This is a genomic window from Streptomyces sp. col6 (assembly GCF_008042035.1).
Taxonomy (GTDB): Bacteria; Actinomycetota; Actinomycetes; order Streptomycetales; family Streptomycetaceae; genus Streptomyces.
The window spans coordinates 147,176-169,633 of the sequence record NZ_RDBL01000012.1 but is presented as its reverse complement, the minus strand read 5'-3'; the positions used below and the strand labels follow the sequence as shown (position 1 = coordinate 169,633).

Annotated in this window: 23 protein-coding genes; 10 read left to right on the top strand and 13 right to left on the bottom strand. The window is 71.1% G+C overall.

Annotated elements, in window-relative coordinates; all coding sequences use genetic code 11:
• Window positions 1–38 precede the first annotated feature (38 nt).
• Entirely contained in the window at window positions 39–1,556 is a 1,518-nt protein-coding gene (locus tag EAO73_RS16550; protein WP_147972320.1) for an aromatic amino acid ammonia-lyase, read from the top strand.
• Here the strand turns inward: EAO73_RS16550 and EAO73_RS16545 are convergent.
• The 5 genes from EAO73_RS16545 to EAO73_RS16525 all read right to left on the bottom strand — a co-directional run bounded on the left by EAO73_RS16545 (window position 1,462) and on the right by EAO73_RS16525 (window position 6,000).
• Window positions 1,462–2,799 (bottom strand): sensor histidine kinase, encoded by a 1,338-nt coding sequence (locus EAO73_RS16545; RefSeq protein ID WP_147972319.1) that lies wholly within the window; start codon window positions 2,797–2,799, stop codon window positions 1,462–1,464. The two genes, EAO73_RS16550 and EAO73_RS16545, sit on opposite strands and share 95 nt — an antisense overlap.
• Entirely contained in the window at window positions 2,796–3,476 is a 681-nt protein-coding gene (locus EAO73_RS16540; protein ID WP_224756341.1) for a response regulator transcription factor, read from the bottom strand. The genes EAO73_RS16545 and EAO73_RS16540 overlap by 4 nt, the downstream gene beginning before the upstream one ends.
• Before the next feature lie 105 nt (window positions 3,477–3,581).
• Window positions 3,582–4,826 (bottom strand): RNA polymerase sigma factor, encoded by a 1,245-nt coding sequence (locus EAO73_RS16535; protein ID WP_147972318.1) that lies wholly within the window; start codon window positions 4,824–4,826, stop codon window positions 3,582–3,584.
• Window positions 4,823–5,224, bottom strand: a complete 402-nt coding sequence (locus EAO73_RS16530; protein ID WP_147972317.1) for a YciI family protein — start codon at window positions 5,222–5,224, stop codon at window positions 4,823–4,825. The genes EAO73_RS16535 and EAO73_RS16530 overlap by 4 nt, the downstream gene beginning before the upstream one ends.
• 113 nt (window positions 5,225–5,337) lie before the next feature.
• Entirely contained in the window at window positions 5,338–6,000 is a 663-nt protein-coding gene (locus EAO73_RS16525) for a M15 family metallopeptidase (protein WP_147972316.1), read from the bottom strand.
• A gap of 146 nt (window positions 6,001–6,146) precedes the next feature.
• Between EAO73_RS16525 and EAO73_RS16520 the strand changes: the two genes are divergently transcribed.
• The gene (locus EAO73_RS16520) at window positions 6,147–6,428 is read left to right on the top strand and encodes a helix-turn-helix domain-containing protein (RefSeq protein WP_191134103.1); all 282 of its coding nucleotides are present in this window, start codon (window positions 6,147–6,149) and stop codon (window positions 6,426–6,428) included.
• Between the two features lie 87 nt (window positions 6,429–6,515).
• Window positions 6,516–7,253, top strand: coding sequence for a hypothetical protein (locus tag EAO73_RS16515; protein WP_147972314.1), 738 nt, complete (start codon window positions 6,516–6,518; stop codon window positions 7,251–7,253).
• A gap of 63 nt (window positions 7,254–7,316) precedes the next feature.
• Here the strand turns inward: EAO73_RS16515 and trpS are convergent, their stop codons facing one another.
• Window positions 7,317–8,435, bottom strand: coding sequence for a tryptophan--tRNA ligase (gene trpS / locus EAO73_RS16510; RefSeq protein WP_147972313.1), 1,119 nt, complete (start codon window positions 8,433–8,435; stop codon window positions 7,317–7,319).
• 427 nt (window positions 8,436–8,862) lie between these two features.
• Here trpS and EAO73_RS16505 point away from each other — a divergent pair, with 427 nt between their 5' ends.
• Together EAO73_RS16505 and EAO73_RS16500 are read left to right on the top strand one after the other, a co-directional pair.
• A complete protein-coding gene (locus EAO73_RS16505) occupies window positions 8,863–9,720 on the top strand; it encodes a maleylpyruvate isomerase N-terminal domain-containing protein (protein ID WP_147972312.1) in 858 nt (285 codons plus the stop codon).
• A gap of 82 nt (window positions 9,721–9,802) precedes the next feature.
• Window positions 9,803–10,708: a hypothetical protein gene (locus tag EAO73_RS16500; RefSeq protein WP_147972311.1), complete on the top strand. Its 906-nt coding sequence runs from the start codon at window positions 9,803–9,805 to the stop codon at window positions 10,706–10,708.
• 20 nt (window positions 10,709–10,728) lie between these two features.
• Here the strand turns inward: EAO73_RS16500 and EAO73_RS16495 are convergent, their stop codons facing one another.
• The 5 genes from EAO73_RS16495 to EAO73_RS16475 all read right to left on the bottom strand — a co-directional run bounded on the left by EAO73_RS16495 (window position 10,729) and on the right by EAO73_RS16475 (window position 14,996).
• Window positions 10,729–11,223 carry a hypothetical protein gene (locus tag EAO73_RS16495; RefSeq protein WP_147972310.1) on the bottom strand — a complete coding sequence of 165 codons (495 nt, stop codon included), beginning with the start codon at window positions 11,221–11,223 and terminating at the stop codon, window positions 10,729–10,731.
• A 56-nt stretch (window positions 11,224–11,279) separates the two neighbouring features.
• A complete protein-coding gene (locus EAO73_RS16490) occupies window positions 11,280–12,515 on the bottom strand; it encodes a hypothetical protein (RefSeq protein WP_147972309.1) in 1,236 nt (411 codons plus the stop codon).
• 82 nt (window positions 12,516–12,597) lie between these two features.
• Entirely contained in the window at window positions 12,598–13,575 is a 978-nt protein-coding gene (locus tag EAO73_RS16485) for a hypothetical protein (protein ID WP_147972308.1), read from the bottom strand.
• 44 nt (window positions 13,576–13,619) lie between these two features.
• Window positions 13,620–14,537: a hypothetical protein gene (locus tag EAO73_RS16480; protein ID WP_147972307.1), complete on the bottom strand. Its 918-nt coding sequence runs from the start codon at window positions 14,535–14,537 to the stop codon at window positions 13,620–13,622.
• Between the two features lie 6 nt (window positions 14,538–14,543).
• On the bottom strand, window positions 14,544–14,996 hold the full coding sequence (locus EAO73_RS16475; protein ID WP_147972306.1) for a hypothetical protein: 453 nt from the start codon (window positions 14,994–14,996) through the stop codon (window positions 14,544–14,546).
• Between the two features lie 372 nt (window positions 14,997–15,368).
• Here EAO73_RS16475 and EAO73_RS16470 point away from each other — a divergent pair, with 372 nt between their 5' ends.
• Window positions 15,369–15,932 (top strand): AAA family ATPase, encoded by a 564-nt coding sequence (locus EAO73_RS16470; RefSeq protein WP_147972305.1) that lies wholly within the window; start codon window positions 15,369–15,371, stop codon window positions 15,930–15,932.
• 5 nt (window positions 15,933–15,937) lie between these two features.
• Here EAO73_RS16470 and EAO73_RS16465 read toward each other — a convergent pair whose 3' ends face one another.
• The gene (locus tag EAO73_RS16465) at window positions 15,938–16,969 is read right to left on the bottom strand and encodes a helix-turn-helix transcriptional regulator (protein WP_147972304.1); all 1,032 of its coding nucleotides are present in this window, start codon (window positions 16,967–16,969) and stop codon (window positions 15,938–15,940) included.
• Between the two features lie 93 nt (window positions 16,970–17,062).
• On the opposite strand from EAO73_RS16465, the gene EAO73_RS16460 reads away from it, so the two are divergent.
• The 4 genes from EAO73_RS16460 (at window position 17,063) to EAO73_RS16445 (ending at window position 20,719) form a co-directional block, all read left to right on the top strand.
• Entirely contained in the window at window positions 17,063–17,461 is a 399-nt protein-coding gene (locus EAO73_RS16460) for a VOC family protein (protein ID WP_147972303.1), read from the top strand.
• A 66-nt stretch (window positions 17,462–17,527) separates the two neighbouring features.
• Entirely contained in the window at window positions 17,528–19,123 is a 1,596-nt protein-coding gene (locus tag EAO73_RS16455; protein WP_147972302.1) for an amidase family protein, read from the top strand.
• A gap of 37 nt (window positions 19,124–19,160) precedes the next feature.
• Complete coding sequence (locus tag EAO73_RS16450; protein WP_147972301.1) at window positions 19,161–20,099, top strand: RNA polymerase subunit sigma-70; 939 nt, start codon at window positions 19,161–19,163, stop codon at window positions 20,097–20,099.
• Between the two features lie 56 nt (window positions 20,100–20,155).
• Complete coding sequence (locus tag EAO73_RS16445) at window positions 20,156–20,719, top strand: dihydrofolate reductase family protein (RefSeq protein ID WP_147972300.1); 564 nt, start codon at window positions 20,156–20,158, stop codon at window positions 20,717–20,719.
• A gap of 42 nt (window positions 20,720–20,761) precedes the next feature.
• Here EAO73_RS16445 and EAO73_RS16440 read toward each other — a convergent pair whose 3' ends face one another.
• Entirely contained in the window at window positions 20,762–22,333 is a 1,572-nt protein-coding gene (locus EAO73_RS16440) for a hypothetical protein (protein ID WP_147972299.1), read from the bottom strand.
• Window positions 22,334–22,458 lie beyond the last annotated feature (125 nt).

The window sequence follows — 22,458 nt, the reverse complement described above, 5'->3', positions numbered from 1 at the left end:
TCAGAGCGCTCTGAGATTTCCCGCCTACGTTTCCGGACGTGCTCACCACCACGGACGCCCTCGCCCTCACCGGCCCCCTGGACTCCGCCGCCCTGCGCCGCGCGGCGACACCGCTCACCGTCACCGTGGACGCCGGGGCCCGGGACCGTCTGGACCGCGGCCGCCGCTTCTTCCACGGGCTGCGGCACGGCGACGGCGGCGGTACGGCCCGTCCCATCTACGGCGCCACCACCGGATTCGGCGCCCTCGTCGGGTACGCAGGCCGCGCCGACGAGGCGGACCAGTGCGACAACACCCTGGCCCACCTCGGGGCGGGCCAGGGGCCCGACCTGCCGCACGAGATCTGCCGGGCCGCCCTCCTGCTGCGCACCTGGTCCCTCGCCCAGGGGTACTCCGGTGTCTCCGCCGAGGTCGTCGACCGGCTCACCGCGATGTTCGCCACGACGTTCTCGCCCGCCGTACCCCGCTACGGCTCCGTCGGTGCGAGCGGCGACCTCATCCCGCTCGCCTACGCGACCCAGGCCCTGCGCGGCCGGGGGCACGCCTACCTGGACGGCCACCGCATGGGTGCCGCCGAGGCCCTGACCGCCGCCGGGCTGCGCCCGCTCACCCTCGACGGCCGCGACGCCCTCGCCCTGGTCAACGGCACCTCCGTCACCACCGCGGCCCTGGCGCTGGCCCGTGACACCGTCCGCGGCGCCCACCGCTCGCTCACGGCCCTCACCTGTCTTCTGGCCGACCTGCTCGGCTGCGACCCCGGCTTCCTGGACGACGACCTGCTGCGCGCGTACGGTCACGCCGGAGCGGTCGACGCCGGCGCGCGGATGCGGCGGACCCTCACCGGCATCGGACCCTCGGGAACCCGGCCGCTCCAGGAGCCGTACAGCATCCGCTGTACCCCGCAGCTGCTCGGCGCCGCCGAGGACGCGCTGCGGTACGTCGACGCCGTGGTCGCCGCAGACCTCGGCGGCGTCAGCGACAACCCCCTCTTCTTCCCCGGCGACGACGCGCACGAGGGCAAGGTGGTGCACGGTGGCAACTTCTTCGGCCAGCCCGCCGCGTTCGCGGCCGACCTCCTCGCCTCCGTCACCGCCCAACTGGGCAACCTGGCCGAACGCCAGCTCGACCTGCTCATGGACCCGGCACGCAACGGGGGCCTGCCACCGATGCTCGCCACCGCACCGGGCCTGCAACACGGCCTCCAGGGCGTACAGCTGGCCGCCACCGCGTTCGTCGCGGAGATCCGCCGCAACGCCACACCCGCCGGTATGCAGAGCCTGCCGACCAACCTGCACAACCAGGACGTCGTACCGTTCGGCACCCAGGCGGCCCTGCGCTCCTACGACATGGCGGAACTGCTCGCCCTGCTGACCGGTTCGCTCGCCCTCGGCCTGCGCCAGGCGGCCCACGTCGGCGCCCGCCGCCCCACCGCACCCCGCTGCGCGGACCTCCTCGACGCTCTCACCGAGGTGATCCCCCCGGTCGAACCGGACCGTCCGCTGGACGCGGACGTCCGCGCCGCGGCACGCCTGCTCGCCGCGCACGAGGTGCCGTGAACGGACGTGCCGGGGCCGGGGCGACGGGCGGGGGTGTGTACTCCGGGAGCCGGATGACGAACCGTGCACCGTGACCCGGGCGGCCGGATGCGGTGACCGTGCCCCCGTGGCGCTCGACGACCTCCCGCAGCAGCGCGAGTCCCAGCCCGTACCGCCCGCCGTCGCCGCTGCCGCGGTGGAACCGCTGGAACAGCTGCTCCACCGCGGCCGGGTCGAACCCGGGCCCGGTGTCCGAGACGGCCAGTACGACCAGGCCGCCGGAGCGCGACACGGTCAGCTCGATCCGGCCCCCGGCCGGGGTGTGGCGGATCGCGTTCGACAGCAGCTCGCCGACGGCGCGACGCAGCGCCGTCCGGATGCCGTCGACGAAGAGGGGCCGCGCGGGGCCGTCCACGACGACGGTGAGGCAATGGCTCCGCGCCCGGTCCCGCTCCTCGGCCACCACGGACCGGGCCAGCGCGACCAGGTCGACCGGACCGCGCTCCGACCCCCGCGTGGGCCCCGCCGCGAGACTCGCGGACAGCAGCAGGTCGTCGAGCACCTCACCGAGCCGCCCGGTCGACGCGACCATCCGTGCCAGCCCGTCGCGATGCGGCACCGGCAGATCCTGCGCGGCCGCCTGCCGGGCGAGGACCTGCGCCCGTGTGTGCACCTGGGTGACAGGCGTACGAAGTTCGTGACTGGCGTCCGTGACGAACCGACGCTGCCGGGTGAGGGCCTCCGCCAGAGGGGCCACGGCCCGGCGTCCCAGGAACACACCGGTGACGGCAGCCGCGAGCAGACCCACCACTTCGGCCACCCCCAGCGCGAACCACAGATGGCTCCGGTCGGCCAGCTGGAATCGCATGTCCAGCACCGCCTGCACCACGTCCCCGTCGGCGCGGAGCTGCGTGCGCACCAGATAGACCGTGTGGTCGCGCCGCACCGTTCGTTCCACGGCCTCGTGCGTGGCGCGCACCCGGTTGACATCGGCGCGCAGCGGGAAGCCGCCCGGGGCGTTGGACAGGGGAGCCACGCCGGGTGCGTACAGCCAGGTGCACACCGGAGGCCTGGCCGGATCGCCGTACTCCGCTCCGTACCGGAGCTCACGCCACACCTGATCGTTCTGCGCGTCCACCATCACCGTGTGCGCGACCCCGCCGACGACCGTGATCAGCAGCGTGATGATCACCCCGGTCAGCACGGCGATCCGCAGCCGCGCCCGCCGCACCGCCGCCCACTCGGCCGGCACCGACCGGTTCACAGCGCCCCCAGCCGGTAGCCGAGACCGCGCACCGTGCGCACGACCTGCCGGCCGAGCTTGCGGCGCAGGTAGTAGACGTACGTGTCGACAATGGACGAAGCGGGCGCCTCCTGGAACACCAGCCGGCGCAGGTCCGCCCGCGAGTGCACCGCCTCGGGGCGCGAGGCGAGCGCCCACAGCAGAGCGAACTCCCGCGCGGCGAGGGCGACCTGCTCGCCACTGGCCAGCTCCACCTCGCGGCGGCCGACGTGCAGGTGACCCGAGCCGATCCGGAGCACGTCGGTGGCATCGAGCGCCCGACGGCACAACGCCCGTAAGCGCGCGCTGAGTTCGTCGAGCTCGAACGGTTTGACGAGATAGTCGTCCGCCCCGGCGTCCAGCCCGTCGACGCGGTCGTGCACCGTGCCCATCGCGGTCAGCAGCAACACCGGTGTGCGCACGGCACGGGACCGTAACCGGCTCAGGAGGTCGAGGCCGTCGAGCGCCGGCAGGCGGCGGTCGAGGACAAGTACGTCGTACTGCCGGGAGAGACCGAGATGCAGCCCCCGCTGCCCGTCGGCCGCCACATCGACCGCGTACCCCTCGTCCCCCAGTACGGCGGAGAGCATGTCGGTCAACTCCCGGTCGTCCTCGACCAGCAGCAGCTTCCAAGGACCCCGCGAGTGCCTCTGCACCACAGCCCAACTCCCCTCGCCCTGCCCCGCCAACCCCAGTCAACGCCCTTGCGGGGGACGGGGTTCCCGGGGCGGATGCGGGTGGTGCTCAGGCTGCGCCGGCGCCGGTCACCCCGCGTCACCGTGGTGGAGACGCGCGGCGCGTGTGACCAGGTAGCGCTGTTCAGGGGTGCTGGTGGTGCGGGCGGCGGCGGCGCGATAGTGCTCGACGGCGGCCGGGATGTCGCCGGCGCGCTCCAGGAGGTGGGCTCGTACGGCGTGCAGCCGGTGGTGATCGGTCAGAGGGCCACCGTCGGCGTCGAGCGCGTCGAGAAGGGCGAGGCCGACGGCGGGTCCCCGGCTCATCGCGACGGCGACGGCCCGGTTGAGGGTGACCACGGGGTTGGCCGCCCCCGCCACCTGGTCGAGCAACCCGTACAGTGCGGCGATCTGCGGCCAGTCCGTGTCCTCGGCGCGCGCCGCGTCGTCATGCAGCGCCGCGATGGCCGCCTGGATCCGGTACTCCCCCGGGCGACCGCCGCCCAGTGTGCTCGCGAGCAGCGCGGCCCCCTCACCGATCAGCCGCCGGTCCCAGCGGGTGCGGTCCTGCTCCGCCAGCGGGACCAGCTCGCCGTCGGGGCCGGTGCGGGCGGGGCGGCGGGCCTCGGTGAGCAGCATGAGCGCCAGCAGCGAGGTCGCCTCACCTTCCCCGGGCAGGGCACGGTGCACGCCCCGGGTGAGCCGGATCGCCTCGGCTGCCAGGTCCGCCCGGTGCAGCACCGGGCCCCGGGTGGCCGCGTACCCCTCGTTGAACATCAGGTACAGCACCCGCAGCACCGAGCCGAGCCGCGCATCCCAGCCCTCCGTGCCCGGTTCGGGCACGTCGAAGAAGGCGCCCGAGGCCTTGAGCCGCTGCTTGGCACGGCTGATGCGCTGGGCCATGGTCGCCTCGGGTACGAGATACGCACCGGCGATCTCGGCGGTGGTCAGTCCGCCGACCGCCCTCAGGCACAGGGCGATGGCCGATGCCGGGGTGAGCGCGGGGTGGCAGCACATGAACAGCAGCGTCAACGAGTCGTCCTGCCCGGTGGCAGCCCCGGCGGCCGGTTCCCGTGCGACCGCCTCCTCCCGGCGCCGGCGCGCGAGTTCGCTCCGTACCTGGTCCGTGTACCGGCGCGTCGCGACCTGGATCAGCCAGCCGAGCGGGTTGTCGGGCACCCCGTCGGCCGACCACGAGCCGGCCGCGCCGAGAAGGGCCTCCTGCACGGCGTCCTCGCACGCCGCGAAGTCCCCGCGTCGCCGCACCAGCACGCCGAGGGCCTGTGGCGCGAGCGTGCGCAACAGGTCTTCGACGTGCTCGGATGTGCCACTCACAGCTCGCCGTGCTCGTCGGCCATGACCTGCCGCACCTCGACCGGCTGCTGGGTGGGCACTCCGCCGGGGCCGGGGACGGCGGAGATCCGGGCGGCGATCTCCAGAGCCCGTTCCTCCGACTCCACATCGAAGACGTTGAGGCCGGCGAGGACCTCCTTGGACTCGGCGAACGGCCCGTCGGTCACCACCGCCGGGGCGATTCCGTCCGCGCGGACCGTGCGGGCCAGCCGGGGATCGGCCAGCGCCATGAACTGGACCATCTCGCCGCTCTCGGTCAACTCCTCGGTCAGCAGGGCGTAGTAGTCGAAGTGCGCCGCGATGTCACCCGGCTGCCAGGTGTCCATCGGCTCCTCGAAGACTCCACCGTCGTGGTTGACCAGCAGCGCGAACTTCGGCATTGCGTACTCCTGTTGTCAGTTGTCGCGGACCCTCACGGCGTCACCCTTCCGGTGCGCCCTCACCCCACTGTCGTAGCCGGCCCCGGGTTCTCTACATCCCCGGCGCGGAATCTTCAGTGGAGCGGGCCGGTCCCCTTGGCGCCGTAGCGGGCGGCGGCCTGTCCGGTGGTCAGGGCCCAGTACCGGTCGCCGAAGGACCAGTGCCACCATTCCGTCGGGTAGTTCACCAGCCCGGCGCGGGTGAGTGCCGAGCCGAGGATCTCCCGGTTCGCGCGGGCGTCCTCACTGATGTTGAGCGCATCGGTGTAACAGGCGCCCTCGCTCTCCTCCGGGTCCGCGTTCATGCGTGTGCCGAGGTCGAGTTCCCGTCCATCGGCATCGGCCAGGGTGAGATCGACGGCCGCACCGGCACTGTGCGGGGCGATCTCGGGAGGGGAGACGTAGCGGCTCGCCGCCGCGTGGATCCGCTCGGCGCTCCACCCGGGGTGGTCGGCGCGGAGCCGGTCGGCGTACTCCTCGAAGTACCGGCGCTGGAGCGTGGGCGGCCGGTACCCCTCCACGAACAGCAGCCGCAGTCCTCGCGGCAGCGTCGCCTGCGCTTCGAGCAGCCGGCCGGCCACCCCCTCGCGCAGGTGGGCGAAGGCGTCGGCAGGGTCCTGCTTCCGCCGGTCGACGAGCAGCGAGCCCTCGGCGCGCACATCCACGAGAGGCTCGCCGCACTCCCGTACGGGTATCGCGGCGACCTTGGCATCCGACATCAGAACGATCTCAGTCATGCGTGTGATCCTCTCGCACACCTCGCACGAGGAAACTCCCGGATCAGCGGGTTTGGTGGCGTACCCGCTCCGTCGGGTCAGCACGAGCGGGGCGCGGATCGGGCCGGGACGGTGACCGAGCGCCCCCGATGGGGAATGCTGGGGCCATGAGCGAAGAGACCGAGGCGCTGGCGAAAGCCCTCATCGCACTCCGCGCGGCCGAGGGCATCTCCGAGGGAGATCTGGCGCGTCGTACGGGGTTGAGCCGGGCGACCATCAGGCTCCACGAGAGCGAGCGCGGACAACTGCCCCTTCCCTTCGCCGCCCGCCGCTTCGAGGAAGTCCTCGGCTGGGCACCGGGCAGCATCCCGACCGCGTCGCGCGAGACGAGGGATCTCGAACTTCCGCCTTACCCCGGTGCCGTCGAGGGGCGCGCCGAGAGGCCCTGATCAGGTCACCGACCGAGTCCGGCCCGGCGAAGGCCGCCGCCGTGGTCACCGCGTTCCGCGGCGTTGAATCCCGGCCCCACACCCTGCATGGTGGTCCTTGCCGTCGAGGATGGGGATGGGGGAGGGCATGTGGAGGAGTCCCGGTGGGAGCAGCGTCGTGTCTCGGTCAGCGGCAGGACCCTACGGTGGCCACGCGCCCTGCTCGCCTTCGCCCTGGTGGATCTGGTCTGGGAAATCATCAAGTCGAACCTCGACGCCGACGTTCGTGACGGCTGGCCGTGGCGGTTGACCGTACTCGACGCCTCGACGTGCGCGGCCGTGGTAGCCCTCCTCACCGGCATCGTCCTGACCCGTACCCAGCTCTCGCAGACCATGCGGCCGATCCTGAGCTGGTCGGCAGTGGCTGGGAACAGCGACCGGCTCGACGACTCCCGGCGCACCGTGTACCTGATCAATGCGGGAGGCGGCAGGTCCGTGGTCCACTCCGTCGCCTACCGGATCCGGGCATCCGCACGGTGCCCCGAGCCCGGCGTTGTTCCTCCGGGCTGGATGCCCTGGCAGACCGCCGTCGACTCGCTGGCGTCGCTGGGCCTCGACTGGAACGAGGACGTCTTCCTCCTGCACCTCGGCAAGGGGGCGGCGATCCCGATGACCAACACCGGCACAGACGGAATGGAACTGCTGGCCCTCGGCCACAAGGCGCTGGAACGGCTTGCGGCCCTGGACGTGAGAATCCAGGTGGAAGACGTGTTGGGGGACGTCTACGAGCGACAACTGCAGTGTGTACGTCCGGCGGGTACGTCATCCCGGCCGAGCCGCCGCTGACCCCCTCCCAGGCCGGGCCGGCCGGCGGCTGCCTGCGACGCCACGCACAGGCAGCCGTCGTCGTCAGTAGTGGCTGTTCATCGCGGCCCGCACCTCGGCAAGGGTGGTGTCCGCCACGGCTCTGGCCCGCTCGTTCCCCTCCCGCAGTGTCCGGCGCAGGTGTGCGCGGTCGCGGGCGTACTCGGTGCGGCGTGCCCGGATCGGGGCCAGATACTCGTTGACCGCCTCTGTGACGGTCCGTTTGAGCGCCGCGGCTCCCGCGGAGCCGATGTCGTCCGCCAGTTGCTGGGGGGTGCGGTCCTGGCAGAGAGCGGCCAGGAGGAGGAGCGAGGAGACCTCGGGGCGGCCTGCCGGGTCGAAGGTGATGTGGCGCTCGGAGTCGGTCCTGGCTCCCTTGATCAGCCGTGCCGTCTCGTCGGCGTCAGCGGCCAAACTGATGGCGTTGCCGCGGCTCTTGCTCATCTTCGTGCCGTCCGTGCCCAGGAGCAGCGGTGCGGGTGACAGCAGGGCCTCGGGCTCCGGGAACACCGCGCCACCGGCGCCGTAGCGGTCGTTGAAGCGGCGGGCGATGGTGCGGGTGAGTTGCAGATGGGGGAGCTGGTCCTGTCCGACCGGGACCAGGTTGGCCCGGCAGAAGAGGATGTCGGCGGCCTGGTGCACCGGGTAGGTGAACATCAGACCGCTGACGGAGGACTGCCGTGAGTGGGCGATCTCGTCCTTCACCGTGGGATTGCGGTTCAGTTCCGCGACGGAGACGAGGCTCAGGAAAGGCAGCAGAAGCTGGTTGAGAGCGGGGACGGCGCTGTGCGTGAAGATCGTGCTGCGCGCGGGGTCCACTCCGATGGCGAGGTAGTCCAGGACCAGTTCCTCGACATGCCCGCTCAGGTTGTCCGCCACATCGCGGTCGGTCAGGACCTGGTAGTCCGCGATGATCACGAACAGCTCCACCCCGAGGTTCTGCAGGCGAACCCGGTTGTGCAGGGTGCCGAAGTAGTGCCCCAGATGGAGGCGTCCGGTGGGACGGTCCCCGGTCAGTACGCGGTACCGCCCGGGATCTTCGAGGATCAGCTTCTCCAGCGCCGCGCTGCGCGCCTGCGCGGCGGTCGTTCCGAGTGCATCGGTTGACGGTTCGACGGCAGGGGCGTCGGGGCTCGGGCTCGTCGGCTGAAGGATGGTGTTCATGAGGTCTCCTGGTGGTCGTATCGCCGTTCGGACGACACGCCCCCCTCGATCCAGGGAACACAAAAGGGCCGTCCATCCGAACGGCCCGGTCATGCGTGAGAGGTAGCCGCTCCTACGAGGAGCGCCACCAGCCAAGACACGACGAGAGATGCATAGCGGCATTGTAGCCGACCGGGCTGTCAGCCGGCCGGACTTTCCGGCAGCGGCCATGCGGCCCCGCGGATGGTGAGCCGGCCTTCCGGCACCCGCCTCCGCAGTGAGCCCCGTCCTCCCGGGGGTGAGTGCGGTCGGCGATGGGCGTGGGCAGGGGGCGATGATGCCGGCGACCGCGTTCGGTCCGGACGCGGGATCCGCGGGGCGCGAAGGGTGTCGCAGTCGTGCTACTGGGCGGTAATCTTCGGCTCCGTCCGCGACTTGGGGGAGTGGTATGGGCACCGTCACGACGTTCGATCCGGTCACCGAGCACGAGAGGACCCGTGCCGCGCTGGCCGCCGCTGCTTCACGTCTGGTCGCGCTGCTGCGCGCCGTGCCCGACCAGGACGCAAGGTCGGGTGTCCCCGAGTGGACGGTCGGCGACGTCGGTGCGCACCTGGCGGCTGTGTACCTCGCGTACACCGCCCTCGTCTCGCCCGACGACGCGGTGGAGTGGGACGACGTCCTGCCGTCCGGCGAGGGCACCTTCGTCGAGCGGATCACCGCGATGAACAGCCGCTCCGTGACCCTGTTCGGGGGTGAGGAACGCGCGAAGGTGCCCGACTTCGTCGCCGAGCGGAGCGATACGTTCCTGCGCGTTACCGAGGGCCTTCCCCCGGACAGCCCCGTCTCCGCGCCCTGGTACGGCGAGGTGCCGTTCACCTTGGCGACGGTGACCGGTCTGCTGCTCAGCGAGACCCTCGTCCATGGTCTGGATGTCGCACGCGGTGCCCGCACCCCGTGGTCGATCGGCGACGACGAGGCCCGCCTCGTCCTCGGGCAGTCGATGCCGACGATGATGGCGGCGGCCCTGGACCCGGTGAAGTCGCGGGGCGTACACATCGCGTTCGACCTCGCGGTCAGGGGCGGGCCCCGCCTCGCGGTCGTCGTCGACGACGGAACGGTGACGGTGACCCGCGACGCCCCACCGCGCGCCTACGACTGCCGGATAGTCGCGGCGCCGGCCACCTTCCTTCTGGTCTCCTTCCGGCGTACGCCGATCTGGAAGGCGGTCGCGAGCGGCCGGATGCGGGCCGGCGGCAGCAAGCCGTGGCTGGCCATGCGGCTCGGCCAACTCGTCGCCGGGCCCTGATCCGGACCGCGCGGCGTACCGTTCGGACCAGGCGCCGATCGACCCGGCGAACGGTTCGACTCACTCCGCCGCTCCCGGCATCATGTACATCTCCGAGCGAGAGAGGGGGGGCGATCCGACGATGGCCCATACGGCCGATGGGCATGCGGATCGGGACGAGCCCGGCGTATCGAGTGGCGCGGTGTGGCTCAAAGGGCAGCTGCTGGACATCGCTTCCGCGCTGCGTCCGGACCGCGGCCCGGTCGTGGCCCGGGAGTGGACCGATTCCGTGCGGCTCAGCGGTCCCGCACCGGTCGGCTACCGCTCGCTGTTCCTCATAGGCATGAGCGGGGACGGCAGTCACGCGCCGTCGAGGTTCGGCGAGACCTTGACCGCCTTCGCCGGGGCCGGCTGGGAGGTGTGCACCGACGCCGCGGATCACTACGGGGAAAGCTGGGCGACGGCTCGCCGCGAGGACTTCGAGGCAAGGGTGTACGAAGGCAGCGGATCCGCGATCCTGACTCTGACCGGCTGGACGCCGGTCGTGTACCTCGAACAACAGCTGGGCCAGCCGCCCTTCACCCGCAGCACAGCCGACGGGGTGCTGTGCCACGACTGCCACGGCTGGGGTGTCTGTCTGATGTGTGAAGGCAGGCCCTACAGCCGCTACGAGCGGTGCTGGTGCGCGGGCAACAACGCCGGTCCCGGCAGGTGTGTGGAGTGCGCGGGGCGTGGACTGCAGACCGTCGCCACCGTGCCGTGGTACCGGCCTCAGCAGAGGCTGGACGGCGAGGACGTCCTCCCGCGCCCGAGTGCCGAAGCGGCACACGATTCCACCCTCGGCGCGTTTGCCGACGTCGCCCGACGCGCCTGCACCTGCGGGGAGGTGTGCTGCTTCTGGCGTAACGCCGTATCCAGGGAGGACGGCCATCTCCTCTCCCGGTTCGCCGGAGCCTGCCAGGGATGCGGCGAACCGCGCGCCTACGCGTTCACGCTGCCCCTGCCGTGACCACGACCCCGCCCCGGTCGTTACAGGCCAAGCTCCTCACACAGCTGCACGTACGTGTCGAGGTATTCCGGGTTGGTCCGGAACCGGTCGAGGCCGATCACCTCGAACTCCTCCCTGTCGGAGGCCGAACGCACGCCAAGGGCGGCCAGCGCCTGATTGATTGACGCATCATCAGGTGCCAGTCGTTCTTCACCGTCGAACGCGGCAGCCCACTGGTCGCCGATCCCGCCGAAGTAGTTCGTCTCGATGATCGCGAACCGCGGCCTGTCGGTCCCGGTGATCTCGCGCACGAGGTCACGCAACACCGCCTCCGTCGGAAACACGAGGGAGATGTCCTCCGGCAGATCGAGCAGCGCACGGTTTCCGCGCTTCGCTGCCCAGTACGCGGAAAAGTTGTGGTTGATGGGGAACACACTGATGCCGTCATGGACGAGTGCTGCCCGCAGGTCCACCGAGAGGGCTCGCTGCGTATCGACCGGGCCGACGACAACGAGTGCACAGACTTCATGAGACATGGCCGCATGCTATCGGGGGTACCGGTCGCTGCCCCCGGTGACTGTCGAGTGGCCCGTCAGACGGGCAGCAGCCCGGGGAACTGCCCATGTCCCATGTCCGGTGCGGTGACCGCCAGCCAGCCGTGACCGCGTACGACCGTCTCCAGGACGCCCACCAGGTCCAGGTCGACCGACAGATCTCCGCAGGCCTCACGGACGCCACCGGTGACGGCATCGGGGTCCTCGTCGTCCTCCTCCTCTTCCAGGCCGCCCTCGGCCGCGTACTGCTGCATCATCAGGCCGTCCTCGGCCGCGAACCAGATGTCGGCGCCGCCGGCGTCGTCCACGAAGAAGAGCTGGGCCCGGCCGCACGCGGCGCTGACCCGCTCCACCGTCTCGATCATGTCGTTCCAGTCGTCGTACCCGACGAGCTGCTGGAACTGGCCGAACACCAGCCGCCAGCCGTCCAGTTCCGGCGTCACGAAGGCCCGGCTGATGCCACGCTCCGGATCCTCCGGGCTCGGGCTCCGTATCTCCTCGCACATCGCGGCCGCTACACCCGCCTCGACTGTCACCGGGCGCGGATCGTGCAGGCCCAGCGCTGCGAAGACGCCCTCGTAGGTCGCCCCGGGCACGGCCAGCCACCAGGCGCTGAGCTGTGTGTCCGGCACGTTGCGGACATTGCCCGGGAGCTTCACTCCCATCAGCCGGTCCACCAGGACGCGGTCGCGGTCGTCGAGCGCGTCCAGCCCGCCGCCCTCGATCAGGAGACCGAGGGCCCCACGCCGTACCGCCCGGGGAGTGGCCGGGTCCTGGCGCAGTTCCCGCAACCTCGGCGCGAAGGTGTCCCACATGGCCCGGACGTACTCACCGGGTACGCCGTAGAAGCTGCCGCCCCGGGCAACCAGGTCCACCAGCGCCAGCAGCCCGGCGTCGGAGTCGACGCGCAGCCTGAGCAGCCCCGCGAAGCCGGAGCCCGACAGCGAGCGGTCGGGGTCGAGAGCCAGTGCCGCGTACCGTCCGGCACAACGCTCATCGAAGACACGCAACAGCCGGACCGCGAGCCAGCTGTCCAACTCTCCGCCACGTGCTGCCGCGAGAACGGCGTCGAAAGCCGGCGGACCGATACGGCACAGCACACTTCCGTACGCCTCGATACGCTGCGACGTGTGGTGGGCGCGCGCCCCTTCAAGCAACCGCGGCAGCGCACGCTCACCGTGTGCCGCCAACCTCTCGACCGCCGCGGCCACGCGCTCCGAGTCGCCGCTGTCCAACTCCTGGACGAGCTCTGCGATCCCATGTTCCATTGCCATGGACGGATCCTAACGACCTCGTGCACCGGCAGTGGTCGGACGGAAGTCGCTGCGGTGCGAACCGGGCTCCGCCTCAGTGGAGTCAGCCGTCGAAGGGTGAAGGGGGGACCTCGGGCGCGACGGCTGCGGTGGCCAGGGCAGCCGTGCCCGGGTCGATCAGGCCGCCGAGATCGCGGAGTCGGAGCGTGGCGGAGCCTATTTCACAGCCGTAGGCGAAGAGATAGTAGGGCGGGAAGTCGACGACGAGTTCGCCGCCGTACTGGAAGCCCATCTTCATGGTGTCTTGATAGCTCATGGGCGTGGCCGTGCTCTTGGGCGTCTGACCGCCGGCGAGGAGGGTTTTCGCGTCCGTGGTGCAGGACGTGCTCGTGCCCATGATCTTGGGGGCTATCAACCTGGCCAGCCTGGTGGCACCCTCGGTCCGCCGGGCTTCGGGAAGGAGGATCCGGTTCTTGTCCAGGATTGTCCAGGTGCCCGTGTCGATGTTGATCCAGTCGTCGACCAGCCCGCCGTGGGAGCCACCGACATACTCCTGACCGGTGAACTGGATCACGGCCAGTCGGCCCACCTGGTTGATCCTGGGCAGCTCGGAGAGGGTGAACGTCGCGCCCTGAGCCATGTCGGTCGTGGTCTCGTCTACAGCGGCGAGGAAATGCTTCACGTCGTCGTCGATGCGGCTCCTGAGCCGTGAGTTGAGCGCGTCGACCGACTTGTTCGCCGACCAGAAGACCGGCAGGGTCGCGTCGACCTCGTACCGCACACCTCCTTTTCCGGTCCCGCTGCGTGTGACGCGGGTGAGGCAGCTGCGCCAGCTCGCGGTGGAGAATGCGAGCCGGACCTTCGGCGACGGGGCGGTGACCTTGTCCGGTGCGGCGGCGCACCGGGAGGACGGCTTGTCGTCGGACGGGCTGGGGCTCGGTACGGCGGTGGACCGCTCCGGAGCGGCAGTGGACGCGCCGGTGCGCGGGGTGGCCGATTCCGGAGCCGTGGCATCCCGCTGTCTCGCCAGATAGCCACCCAGTCCCGCCAGAATCACGGCGACGACCAGTACCAGCGTCATCCTGCGGTTTGTGCTCATGCCGGTCGGCTTCACCCGCTTCCCGCCTACTTCGCCGTAGCGGATGCGCTGACCTGGTCCAGCCAGACCTTGCACGGCGTGCCGCATATCTGTGCCGTCGCGTCCGCGCTGTCTGTGACGCTGAAAGTGCCCTGGTAGTCCGTGTCGAGCGCTTGGTCGTAGGCCTTGGCGATTCCCCTGGTGTGGAACGGCCGGGATCCGTTGGTCACCGTCTGTGTGGTGCGCCTGCCGTCGATCACCTCGTCGAGAACGAGGTCGTAGGTGATGTCCCATGTGACGGTCTGGAAGCTGAAGCCGAAGTTCACGATCTCCCCCTTCTTGACGGAGACCGAGTGGCCGTCGAAGTAGCGGCTTCCGAACCCCTTGTCACTGGGATCGACGTTCCGGGGAACGGGAACCGCTTCGTCGAGGTTGAACCCGATCCGGATGTTGGTGTCCTCACCCTGGGACGGGTAGACGAGCAGGGTCCCGCCCGGTGCGGGGACGGCCTTGCTGCGGACCTTGATATGGATGCCCGTGATGTCGACGGTGTGATGGCGGTTGCCCTCGAGCGTCACCCGTGTGGTGGTCCCGTAGGTGTCCACCCCGTCGGACCGCTTCGACATGATCGCGGCCACCTGGTCGGCGGGGAGTGTCTGTCCGGCGCTCAGCGGCCTTCCCGGAAAGAACCACGCCCCGTTGTGGTCAAGAGTGGTGTCATCGGTCTGCACCGTGACACTCAGCGGCGGTCCACTGGCGAGCGCGTCCCTGACGTCGGGGTCACCGGCGAGGTAGTACACCACGCCGAAAGCGACGGCAGAGGCGCAAGTGATCACACCGGTCCATTTCGCCCGGTGGTAGTGGTTCGTGACCTGCACGGTGTCCACGTCCCCCGCAGCCACGGTGTTGACGCTTCCTCTGCCGGAGCGGACCTGCTGACGCACCTCCGGGCGGTTCTCACCCACCGACCGCTACTCCCTCTGCTCCGGCGGGAGCGCGACGCTTCCCCCGGCCACGATGTTCCGGCTGCGACGGCCCGACTTCACGCGCTGATCGAACGGCGCCGCCGCACGGCGTCTGGCGGCCGGCAGCGGCGCGCCCGGCCCGTCGACGCCGATGTCCTCTCGGGCCACGATGTTCTCGCTGTCCCTGCCTGCGGTGACATGCTGTCTGCCGGCCGACGCCGGGCCGTTTCCGGGATGGGACGTGCCGCCCCTGCTGCGGACCCACTCGAATGTGCTGGCCGCCAAGCCGCTGAGGAACACGGCGACCACCATGGCCACTGCCCAGCGGTCACTGTCGGCACGAGGGGTCCAGGAGAACCTGAGTGTCATCACCATCGTCGTGCTGCCCGAGAAGACGAGGACCGGGACCGCTACCCGCCATGCCACCGACCGCCAAGACCTTGCATCGAGGTCACTCATGACGTGAAGATGCCCATCCCGCAGGTAAGTTGAACGCATAGCAAGATGAGTGCGGTGCTTACCCCGGGCGGACATCCGGGGTGCGCCGTCGCCCGACGGGCAGGCATGGGAGGGCGTCCGTGGCAGCGTGCCACAGCAATGCTGCGTACGCTGCCGGCATCGAGGTGTTTTCGAGGGAGAGCTGCGGATGACTGAGAAGGCGTCTGTGCCCGGTCCGCGCCGGGACCTGCCGATGCCCCACAACCGGCTCGTCCTGGGCCGGCACCACACCCTGCCGCGCCAGGGTTTCCCGCAGCCCCTGCCGCTCGGGACCGTGAACGGGGAACATCGCCGTGCGCACCGAGTGCGGCCGCACATCGCGGAAGACGGCGCATGACGGGGGCAGCACCGCGGACGGTGGGAACGCGGAACACGCGCCTGATCGTGGTCCGCGGCAACAGCGCCTCGGGCAAGTCCTCCGTCGCGGCCGGTCTGCGGGAGCGCTTCGGGCGCAACCTCGCCGTCGTCGGCCAGGACAACCTCCGACGCATCGTGCTGCGCGAACGCGACCGGCCCGGCGGAGCCAATATCGGCCTGATCGACCTCACCGCCCGTTACGCCCTGGACAACGGCTTCCACGTCGTCGTCGAAGGCATCCTGTACGCCGACCGCTACGGACCCATGCTCCGGGACCTGGTCCGCGCCCACCGTGGTGTCTCGCGCTGCTACTACCTCGATGTGCCGTACGACGAGACGGTACGCCGGCACGCGACGAAGCCGGATACCGAGTACCTCCGGCATGTCACCCCCGGCCATCTCACCGACTGGTTCCGGGAGAAGGACCTGCTGCCCGACGCCCTGGAGACCGTCATCGACGCGGACAGCACCCTGGACGGCACGGTCGACCGCATCCTCCGCGAGAGTGGCCTGGACCGTATTCAGCCGATCGACCGCTGACGGGCTTACCCGGATGTCGCACAACGGGGGTGAGTATCGGCCACGCAGCCGGATTCGGTGGCGTAGGACGCGAGACGGTCGGCGAACGCGGCCACGAGGTCGCGGAGTTCGGCGGGGCGCTCGATGACGAACGGCCGGTCGAGCGAGGCGAGTACGGGAGGCAGCCAGTCGAGCCGCTCCGCCCGCAGCTCGACGCGCAGCCAGCGCGGGGTCCGGGCGTCCTCATCGGCCGTGGGTGCCTGCGCCTCCAGCCTTGCGACGCTTGCCGGAAGGACGGCGCGGATCTGCCCGACCGTCCCGTGGATGCGCAGGGCCACCTCATGCCGGTATTCGGCCGAGGCGAAGCCCGACAACACGTGCTCTGCGGGATCGAAATCCACGGGCGCTTCGAACGTGTCGGGCAGGGCTCGCACGTATGCGATGCGATCGAGCCGGAAGGTCCGGCTCTCGCCGACCCGGGCGTCCTCGCCCGTGACGTACCACCGGCCCCCGTGGGCGACGATCCCGTACGCGTGCAGGGTGCGTTCGCTGTGCCGCCCCTCGCGGTCGGCATAGCGGATCGAGACCGCCCGGCGGTGGCGCACCGCGTCGGCGACGGTGAGCAGGACCTCGGCGTCCGGAGTGTCGAACTGGCCGGGCTGATCCGTGAAGGCGAGGTCCTCCAGGAGTGCGTCGAGCCGGCGGGCGATGTGCTTGGGCAGGATGCGCCGGATCTTCGCCGATGCCGTCTCGCTCGCCGTGCGCTCCGTCGCCGTCAGACCTGCCCGGCGGCCGGCCACCAGGCCGAGCAGCACGGCCAGCGCCTCGTCGTTGCCGAGCATGAGAGGGGGCAAGCGGTACCCGGGCGCCAGCCGGTAGCCGCCGTAGCGGCCCCGCACCGATTCCACGGGCACATCGAGGTCGATCAGCTGCCGCACGTACCGGCGCACGGTGCGCCCTTCGACGCCGAGCCGCCCGGCGAGCTCGGCCACTGTCCGGGTGCCGCCCGACTGCAACAGCTCCAGGAGCGTCAGCACACGGCTGGTGGGAGGGGACATTCCCGCAGCCTAACGCGCATACAGGACCGATTCTGTCCAGTATTTCCCCTAGCCTGCGCCAGGTACCCCTCCGGAACAACCCAGGAGATTTCCATGGAACTCGTCTCGATCCGTATCATCACCGGCGATGTGGCGCGCCTCGTCGGCTTCTACGAGCGAGTCACGGGGGCGCGGGCGACGTGGGCGAACGAGGACTTCGCCGAGCTCAGGACGGCGCGTGCCACCCTGGCGATCGGCAGCACCCGTACCGTCCCGCTGTTCGCCCCCGGCTCTGCCCGCCCGGCGGACAATCGCAGCGTGATCATCGAATTCCTCGTCGATGACGTGGATGCCGTGTACAGGAATCTGACCGGCTTCGTCACCGACTTCGTCAACGAACCCACCACGATGCCCTGGGGCAACAAGGCCCTGCTGTTCCGCGACCCCGACGGAAACCTCGTGAACTTCTTCACCCCCGTCACCCCGGCGGCCATCGAGAAGTTCGCACGCTGACACGTCAACAGCCGTGCACGCAGGTCCCCTTGTGCCGCACCGTCCAGGTGTAGTGGGGTGGCCGCCATGAAGACGAGAAGCATGGCGGCCCTGACCGCGATCCTGGTCGTGGCCCCCTTGATCGCGGTGACGCCCGGTCCGCAGGCGGCCGCTCGCACCCGCCCCGGCGACTCGGCGCGATCCGCCGAATCGACGCTGGTCGGCGGCATCGACCTCGACACGGTCACCATCCCCGAACTGCAGGCCCGTATGTCCCGCGGGGCGCTGTCCTCGGTCCGGCTGACCCTCGCCTACCTGCGCCGCATCAGGGCCGTCGACCCTCGGATCAACGCGGTCCTGCGCACCAGCCCGACAGCTCTGGGGCAGGCGGCGGCCAGTGACCTCAGGCGCCGTCTCGGCAGGTCCCGGGGCCCGCTGGACGGCATCCCGGTCCTCCTCAAGGACAACGTGAACACCCGCGACATGCCGACCACCGCCGGTTCGCTGGCACTCGCCGGGAAGCCACCGAAGAACGACGCGGAGCTGGTCACGAAGCTCCGGGCGGGCGGCGCGGTGATCCTCGGCAAGGCCAATCTCTCCGAGTGGGCCAACTTCCGTGCGGCGAAGCCGACATCCGGCTGGTCGGCGGTGGGCGGCCAGACGCACAACCCGTACGTCCTGGACCGCAATCCCTGCGGCTCGTCCGCCGGGTCGGCCGCCGCGCTCGCCGCCTCGCTGGCGCAGGTGGCGATCGGCACCGAGACGGACGGCTCCATCGTCTGCCCCGCAGGGATGAACGCCGTCGTGGGCCTCAAGCCGAGCCTCGGCGTGATCAGCCAGTCGGGCATCGTCCCGATCTCCGCCGAGCAGGACACCGCGGGCCCCATGGCCCGTAACGTGATCGACACCGCGCTCACCCTGTCGGTCCTCAGCGGCGATGACACCGCGCACGTCGGTGCCCCGGACCTGGCGGAAGCCGCGGCCCGGCCCGGCGCACTGCGCGGCAAACGCATCGGCCTGTGGCGGCTTCCGGTGCTCGGCACCGAGGTCGACGCCCTCATGACGCGCACGGCCGAACGGCTGCGAGCCGCGGGGGCCGAGATCGTCGAGGTGGACCTCCCGTACCAGGAACGCCTGGCCGAACTCGAATTCCCGGCCCTGCTCAGCGAGTTCCACCGGGACATCGACGCCTACCTCGCCACCCGGAACGGCCCGCGCGACCTGGCCGAGCTGATCGAGTTCAACCGGACCCACCCGCAGGAGCAGACCTGCTTCGCCGGGCAGGAACTCTTCGAACAGGCCCTCGCCGCACCGTCCACCACCGATCCGGAGTACGTGGCGATGCGCACGGAGCTGACGGATCTGTCCCGCCGCTCCATCGACGAGGTCATGGCCGCGCACGGCCTGGATGCCATCGCCTCCCCGGCGAACCCGCCCGCGTGGACCACCGACTGCGGCCGCGGCGACAACGACGTGATCCCGTCGTCCACCCCCGCCGCCGTCGCCGGGTACCCCTCGCTGTCGGTGCCCGCCGGATTCGTGGGCGAGCTGCCGGTGGGGCTGCTCCTGATGGCCGGCGACGGCCGGGACACCGACCTGTTGTCCCTCGGCGCGGCGGTGGAGCACCGGCTGGACGGCAGGCACGCGCCCCGGTACCTGCCCACGGTGCCGACACCGCGGTAGCAGTCCGGGGTGGGACCGGATACAGCATGATGGCCCCGTGGAATTCGAGTCGCACCGGGGCGAGTTGGTGGCGTTCTGCTACCGGATGACGGGATCGGTGCACGACGCCGAGGATCTGGTGCAGGAGACGCTGCTGCGCGCCTGGAAGGCCCGGGACCGCTACGACCCCGCACGCGCGGCGGTACGGACCTGGCTGTACCGGATCGCCGCCAATGTGTGCCTCACCGCGCTGGAGGGCCGCGGGCGCCGTCCGCTGCCCTCCGGCCTGGGCGCACCGAGCGGCGACCCCGAGGCGCCCCTGACTCCGGCCCTGGACGTGCCCTGGCTGCACCCGTTTCCCGAGGCGCGGTTCGACGTGGAGGCCAGGGCCGACCTGAGACTGGCGTGGGTGGCCGCGGTGCAGGTGCTCCCGGCGCGGCAGCGGGCGGTACTGGTGCTGCGCGACGTCCTGCAGTTCACCGCAGCCGAGGTAGGCGAGCAGCTGGGAACCACGGTCGCGGCGGTCAACAGCGCGTTGCAGCGGGCGCGCGCCGCCCTTGCCGACATGGGCGACGCCGGTGAGGTCGGCGAGCCCGACGATCCCGAGGCGCGCGCGGTCATCGAGCGGTACATGCGGGCGTTCGAGGCGGCGGACGTGCCCGCGCTGGTGCGGCTGCTGGCCGACGACGCGGTGCTGGAGATGCCCCCGGTGCCGTTGTGGTACCGGGGCAGCCGGGACTACGGCAGGTTCCTGGAGCGGGTGTTCCGGATGCGCGGCAGTGGCTGGGGCATGCGGGAGCTCACCGCCAACGGGCAGCCCGCCCTCGCCGCCTACGCACCGGGACCCGGCGGCGGGCACCGGCTGCACACCTTGCAGGTCTTCACCGTCACCGAGGGTCGCATCGCGCGCAACGTCGTGTTCGCCGATCCGCGCGTCTTCGAGGCCTTCGAGCTGCCGGGAGAGATTTTCCTGAACGAGTGCGGCCGGGAGCGATGAGCCGGGGCGGTGCGGCCGGTACGTACCGGTGAGCACCGAACCGAAGGAGTCTCGTCATGAGCGTCATCGTCATCGAGTTCATCACCCTGGACGGCATCGTGTCCGACCCGGACGGGTCCGCCGGCACGCCGCTGGGCGGCTGGGCGTTCCGGTACGGCCCCGAGGCCGTCGCAGGGGACAAGTTCCGGCTCGGGACCACGCTGGACGAGGGGGTGCTGCTCCTCGGGCGCGCCACCTGGCAGCTGTTCTCGCGGATCTGGCCGGGGCGCGACGACCCGTTCTCGGCCCGGATGAACGCCGTCCCGAAGCTCGTCGCCTCCCGCACACTGAGCGCCGACGACACATCCGCATGGGGGAACTCCCGGCTGCTCGAAGGCGACCTGGCCGACGCCGTCGAGCGCGAGCGGCGGGACGTGGTCGTCACCGGCAGTCTGAGCGTCGTGGACCGGCTGATGGCCGCGGACCTGGTCGACGAGTACCGGCTGCTGACCTTCCCCACCGTCCTCGGCACCGGACGCCGGCTCTTCCCCGTCGACGGCCGCCACGCCGAGCTGGAATGCCTGGCCGCCGAGCGGGTCGGCGCCGCCGTCCTCACCCGCCACCGCAGGGCCGCCCGATGACGGCCCCCGTCGCGCGCGGGACGCGCCGGGGCAACGGGTCCGTCAGGCCGAGGACAGCTGCTCCGCTATCTCCTTGACCCACGCGGCGCTCTTCGCCGGGTCGTTGAGGGAGTCGGCCCACTCCTCCGGGGTCTGGCGGTGGTGGGAGGGGCCGGCTTTCAGAGCGACGAGGAGGGCCCTGGCCGAGTCCCGCATGGCGGCCGATGTCCCGCCGCTCCCGTCGATCTCCGTGCCCGCCGCCAGCCCGTAGATCTTGCGCGCCATGGCCTGGCGTTCCCCGTTCTCCACCTTCTTCCAGAACTTCAGGGCCTCCTTCAGCGCATCCGGCCGGGAAGCGGGCGCGGCCGGGGTCTCGTCCGCCGACCAGCGTTCCGGGTGGCGGGCCCCCTCGTAACGCTTCATGCCCGCGCGGCCGGCCTTGTAGGCGGTCACGCCGAGGATCAGGCCTGCTGCCCCGGCGGCCAGGCCCCAGCCGACCGGATTGCTCGCCAGTCCGGCTCCTCCCGCCGTGGCGGCCACCGCCGTCACGATGCCGCCCGCGGCCTTGGTGGACTCGCCGACGGCGGTGAACGCCTGCTTGCCCAGCTTGTTGCGCTGCTTGCCCAGCGCGTACCCATGCACGGTGTTCATCGTGTTGGCGTCCTCGGCGCGTCGGATGTCCGTCGCCGCGTCACGAGCGGCGCCCGTCGCCGCCCAGGCCGCGTCGATGGCGTCGGAAACGCGCGCCATCCGCTCCTCGCTCTCATGGTCCCAGTGGCCGTCCAGCGCGACGTACGCGTCGTCCGCGGCCGCTTCCGCGTCCAGCCGCGCCCGGTTCAGCCGGGCCATGGCCCCCTCGTCGGTGCGGTCGTGCCGTTCGAGCTTCTTCAGGGCGCGGTACTTACGAGCGGTCAGCCCGACACGCGTCGCCGCGCGGGCGCCCTTCACCGCTCCGACGACGCCGGAGCCGATTCCGCTCGCCTCGGACGCCGTCGCGGCGTGTGCCGCCATCTGCGCCTTGGTCAGTTCCTTCGCGATGCCGAGGACGTAGTTCCCCGCTCCGGCGGCGCCGATGACCGCGTCGGCCGTCTTGGAGTTGGCCTTCTTGTCCGCGGTGTGGAACGCAGCCCCGTCCTTGTGCTTCGTGGCGTCCTTCCTGGCCTTGACCGCCTCCTTGCCACTGAGCACGGCGCCCGCGGCCTCCGTGACGAGGTTCTCCGACGCGGCGGCGGTCCCCGAAGCGCCGGTGGAGTGTTTGAGGCCGTCGCTCGCCGTCGCGGAGGCCTGCTGGGCGAAGCCCGCGTTGGCGGGGACATGCACGCCCTTGACGAAGGTGTCGATGAGTTCGAGGTTCTTCTTGAGCTTGTCGAGGATCGCGGCGATCCGGTCGCGATAGCTCTTCCGCGCGGGGGGCGGGGCGGCGCCTGCCGGCTTTTCCCCCTGGGCGTTTTCGCCCGCGCGCTGCACCGCCGCGATCGCGGCCCGGTTGCCGAGGCTGGACTGGATCGCGAGGAGGGGGTGGTCCGGCGCCATGAGAGACGGGGTTCCGGTCCGGCTCCCGCCCTGGTGCTGCCGGGCCTGAGGCAGGACTCTCGCCGACGGCCGACTCGGGGTGCGGTGGACCGGGGTGCTCATGACGTACCTCTCCTGGGCCGGACCGGGCGAGTGGAGAGTAGTCAGGCCGGGCGAACAACAGGGGTACGGCAGAAGAACCCGGCGACGGCGGTCCCGGCGAAAGCCGCCCGCCGTTCCGATGGATC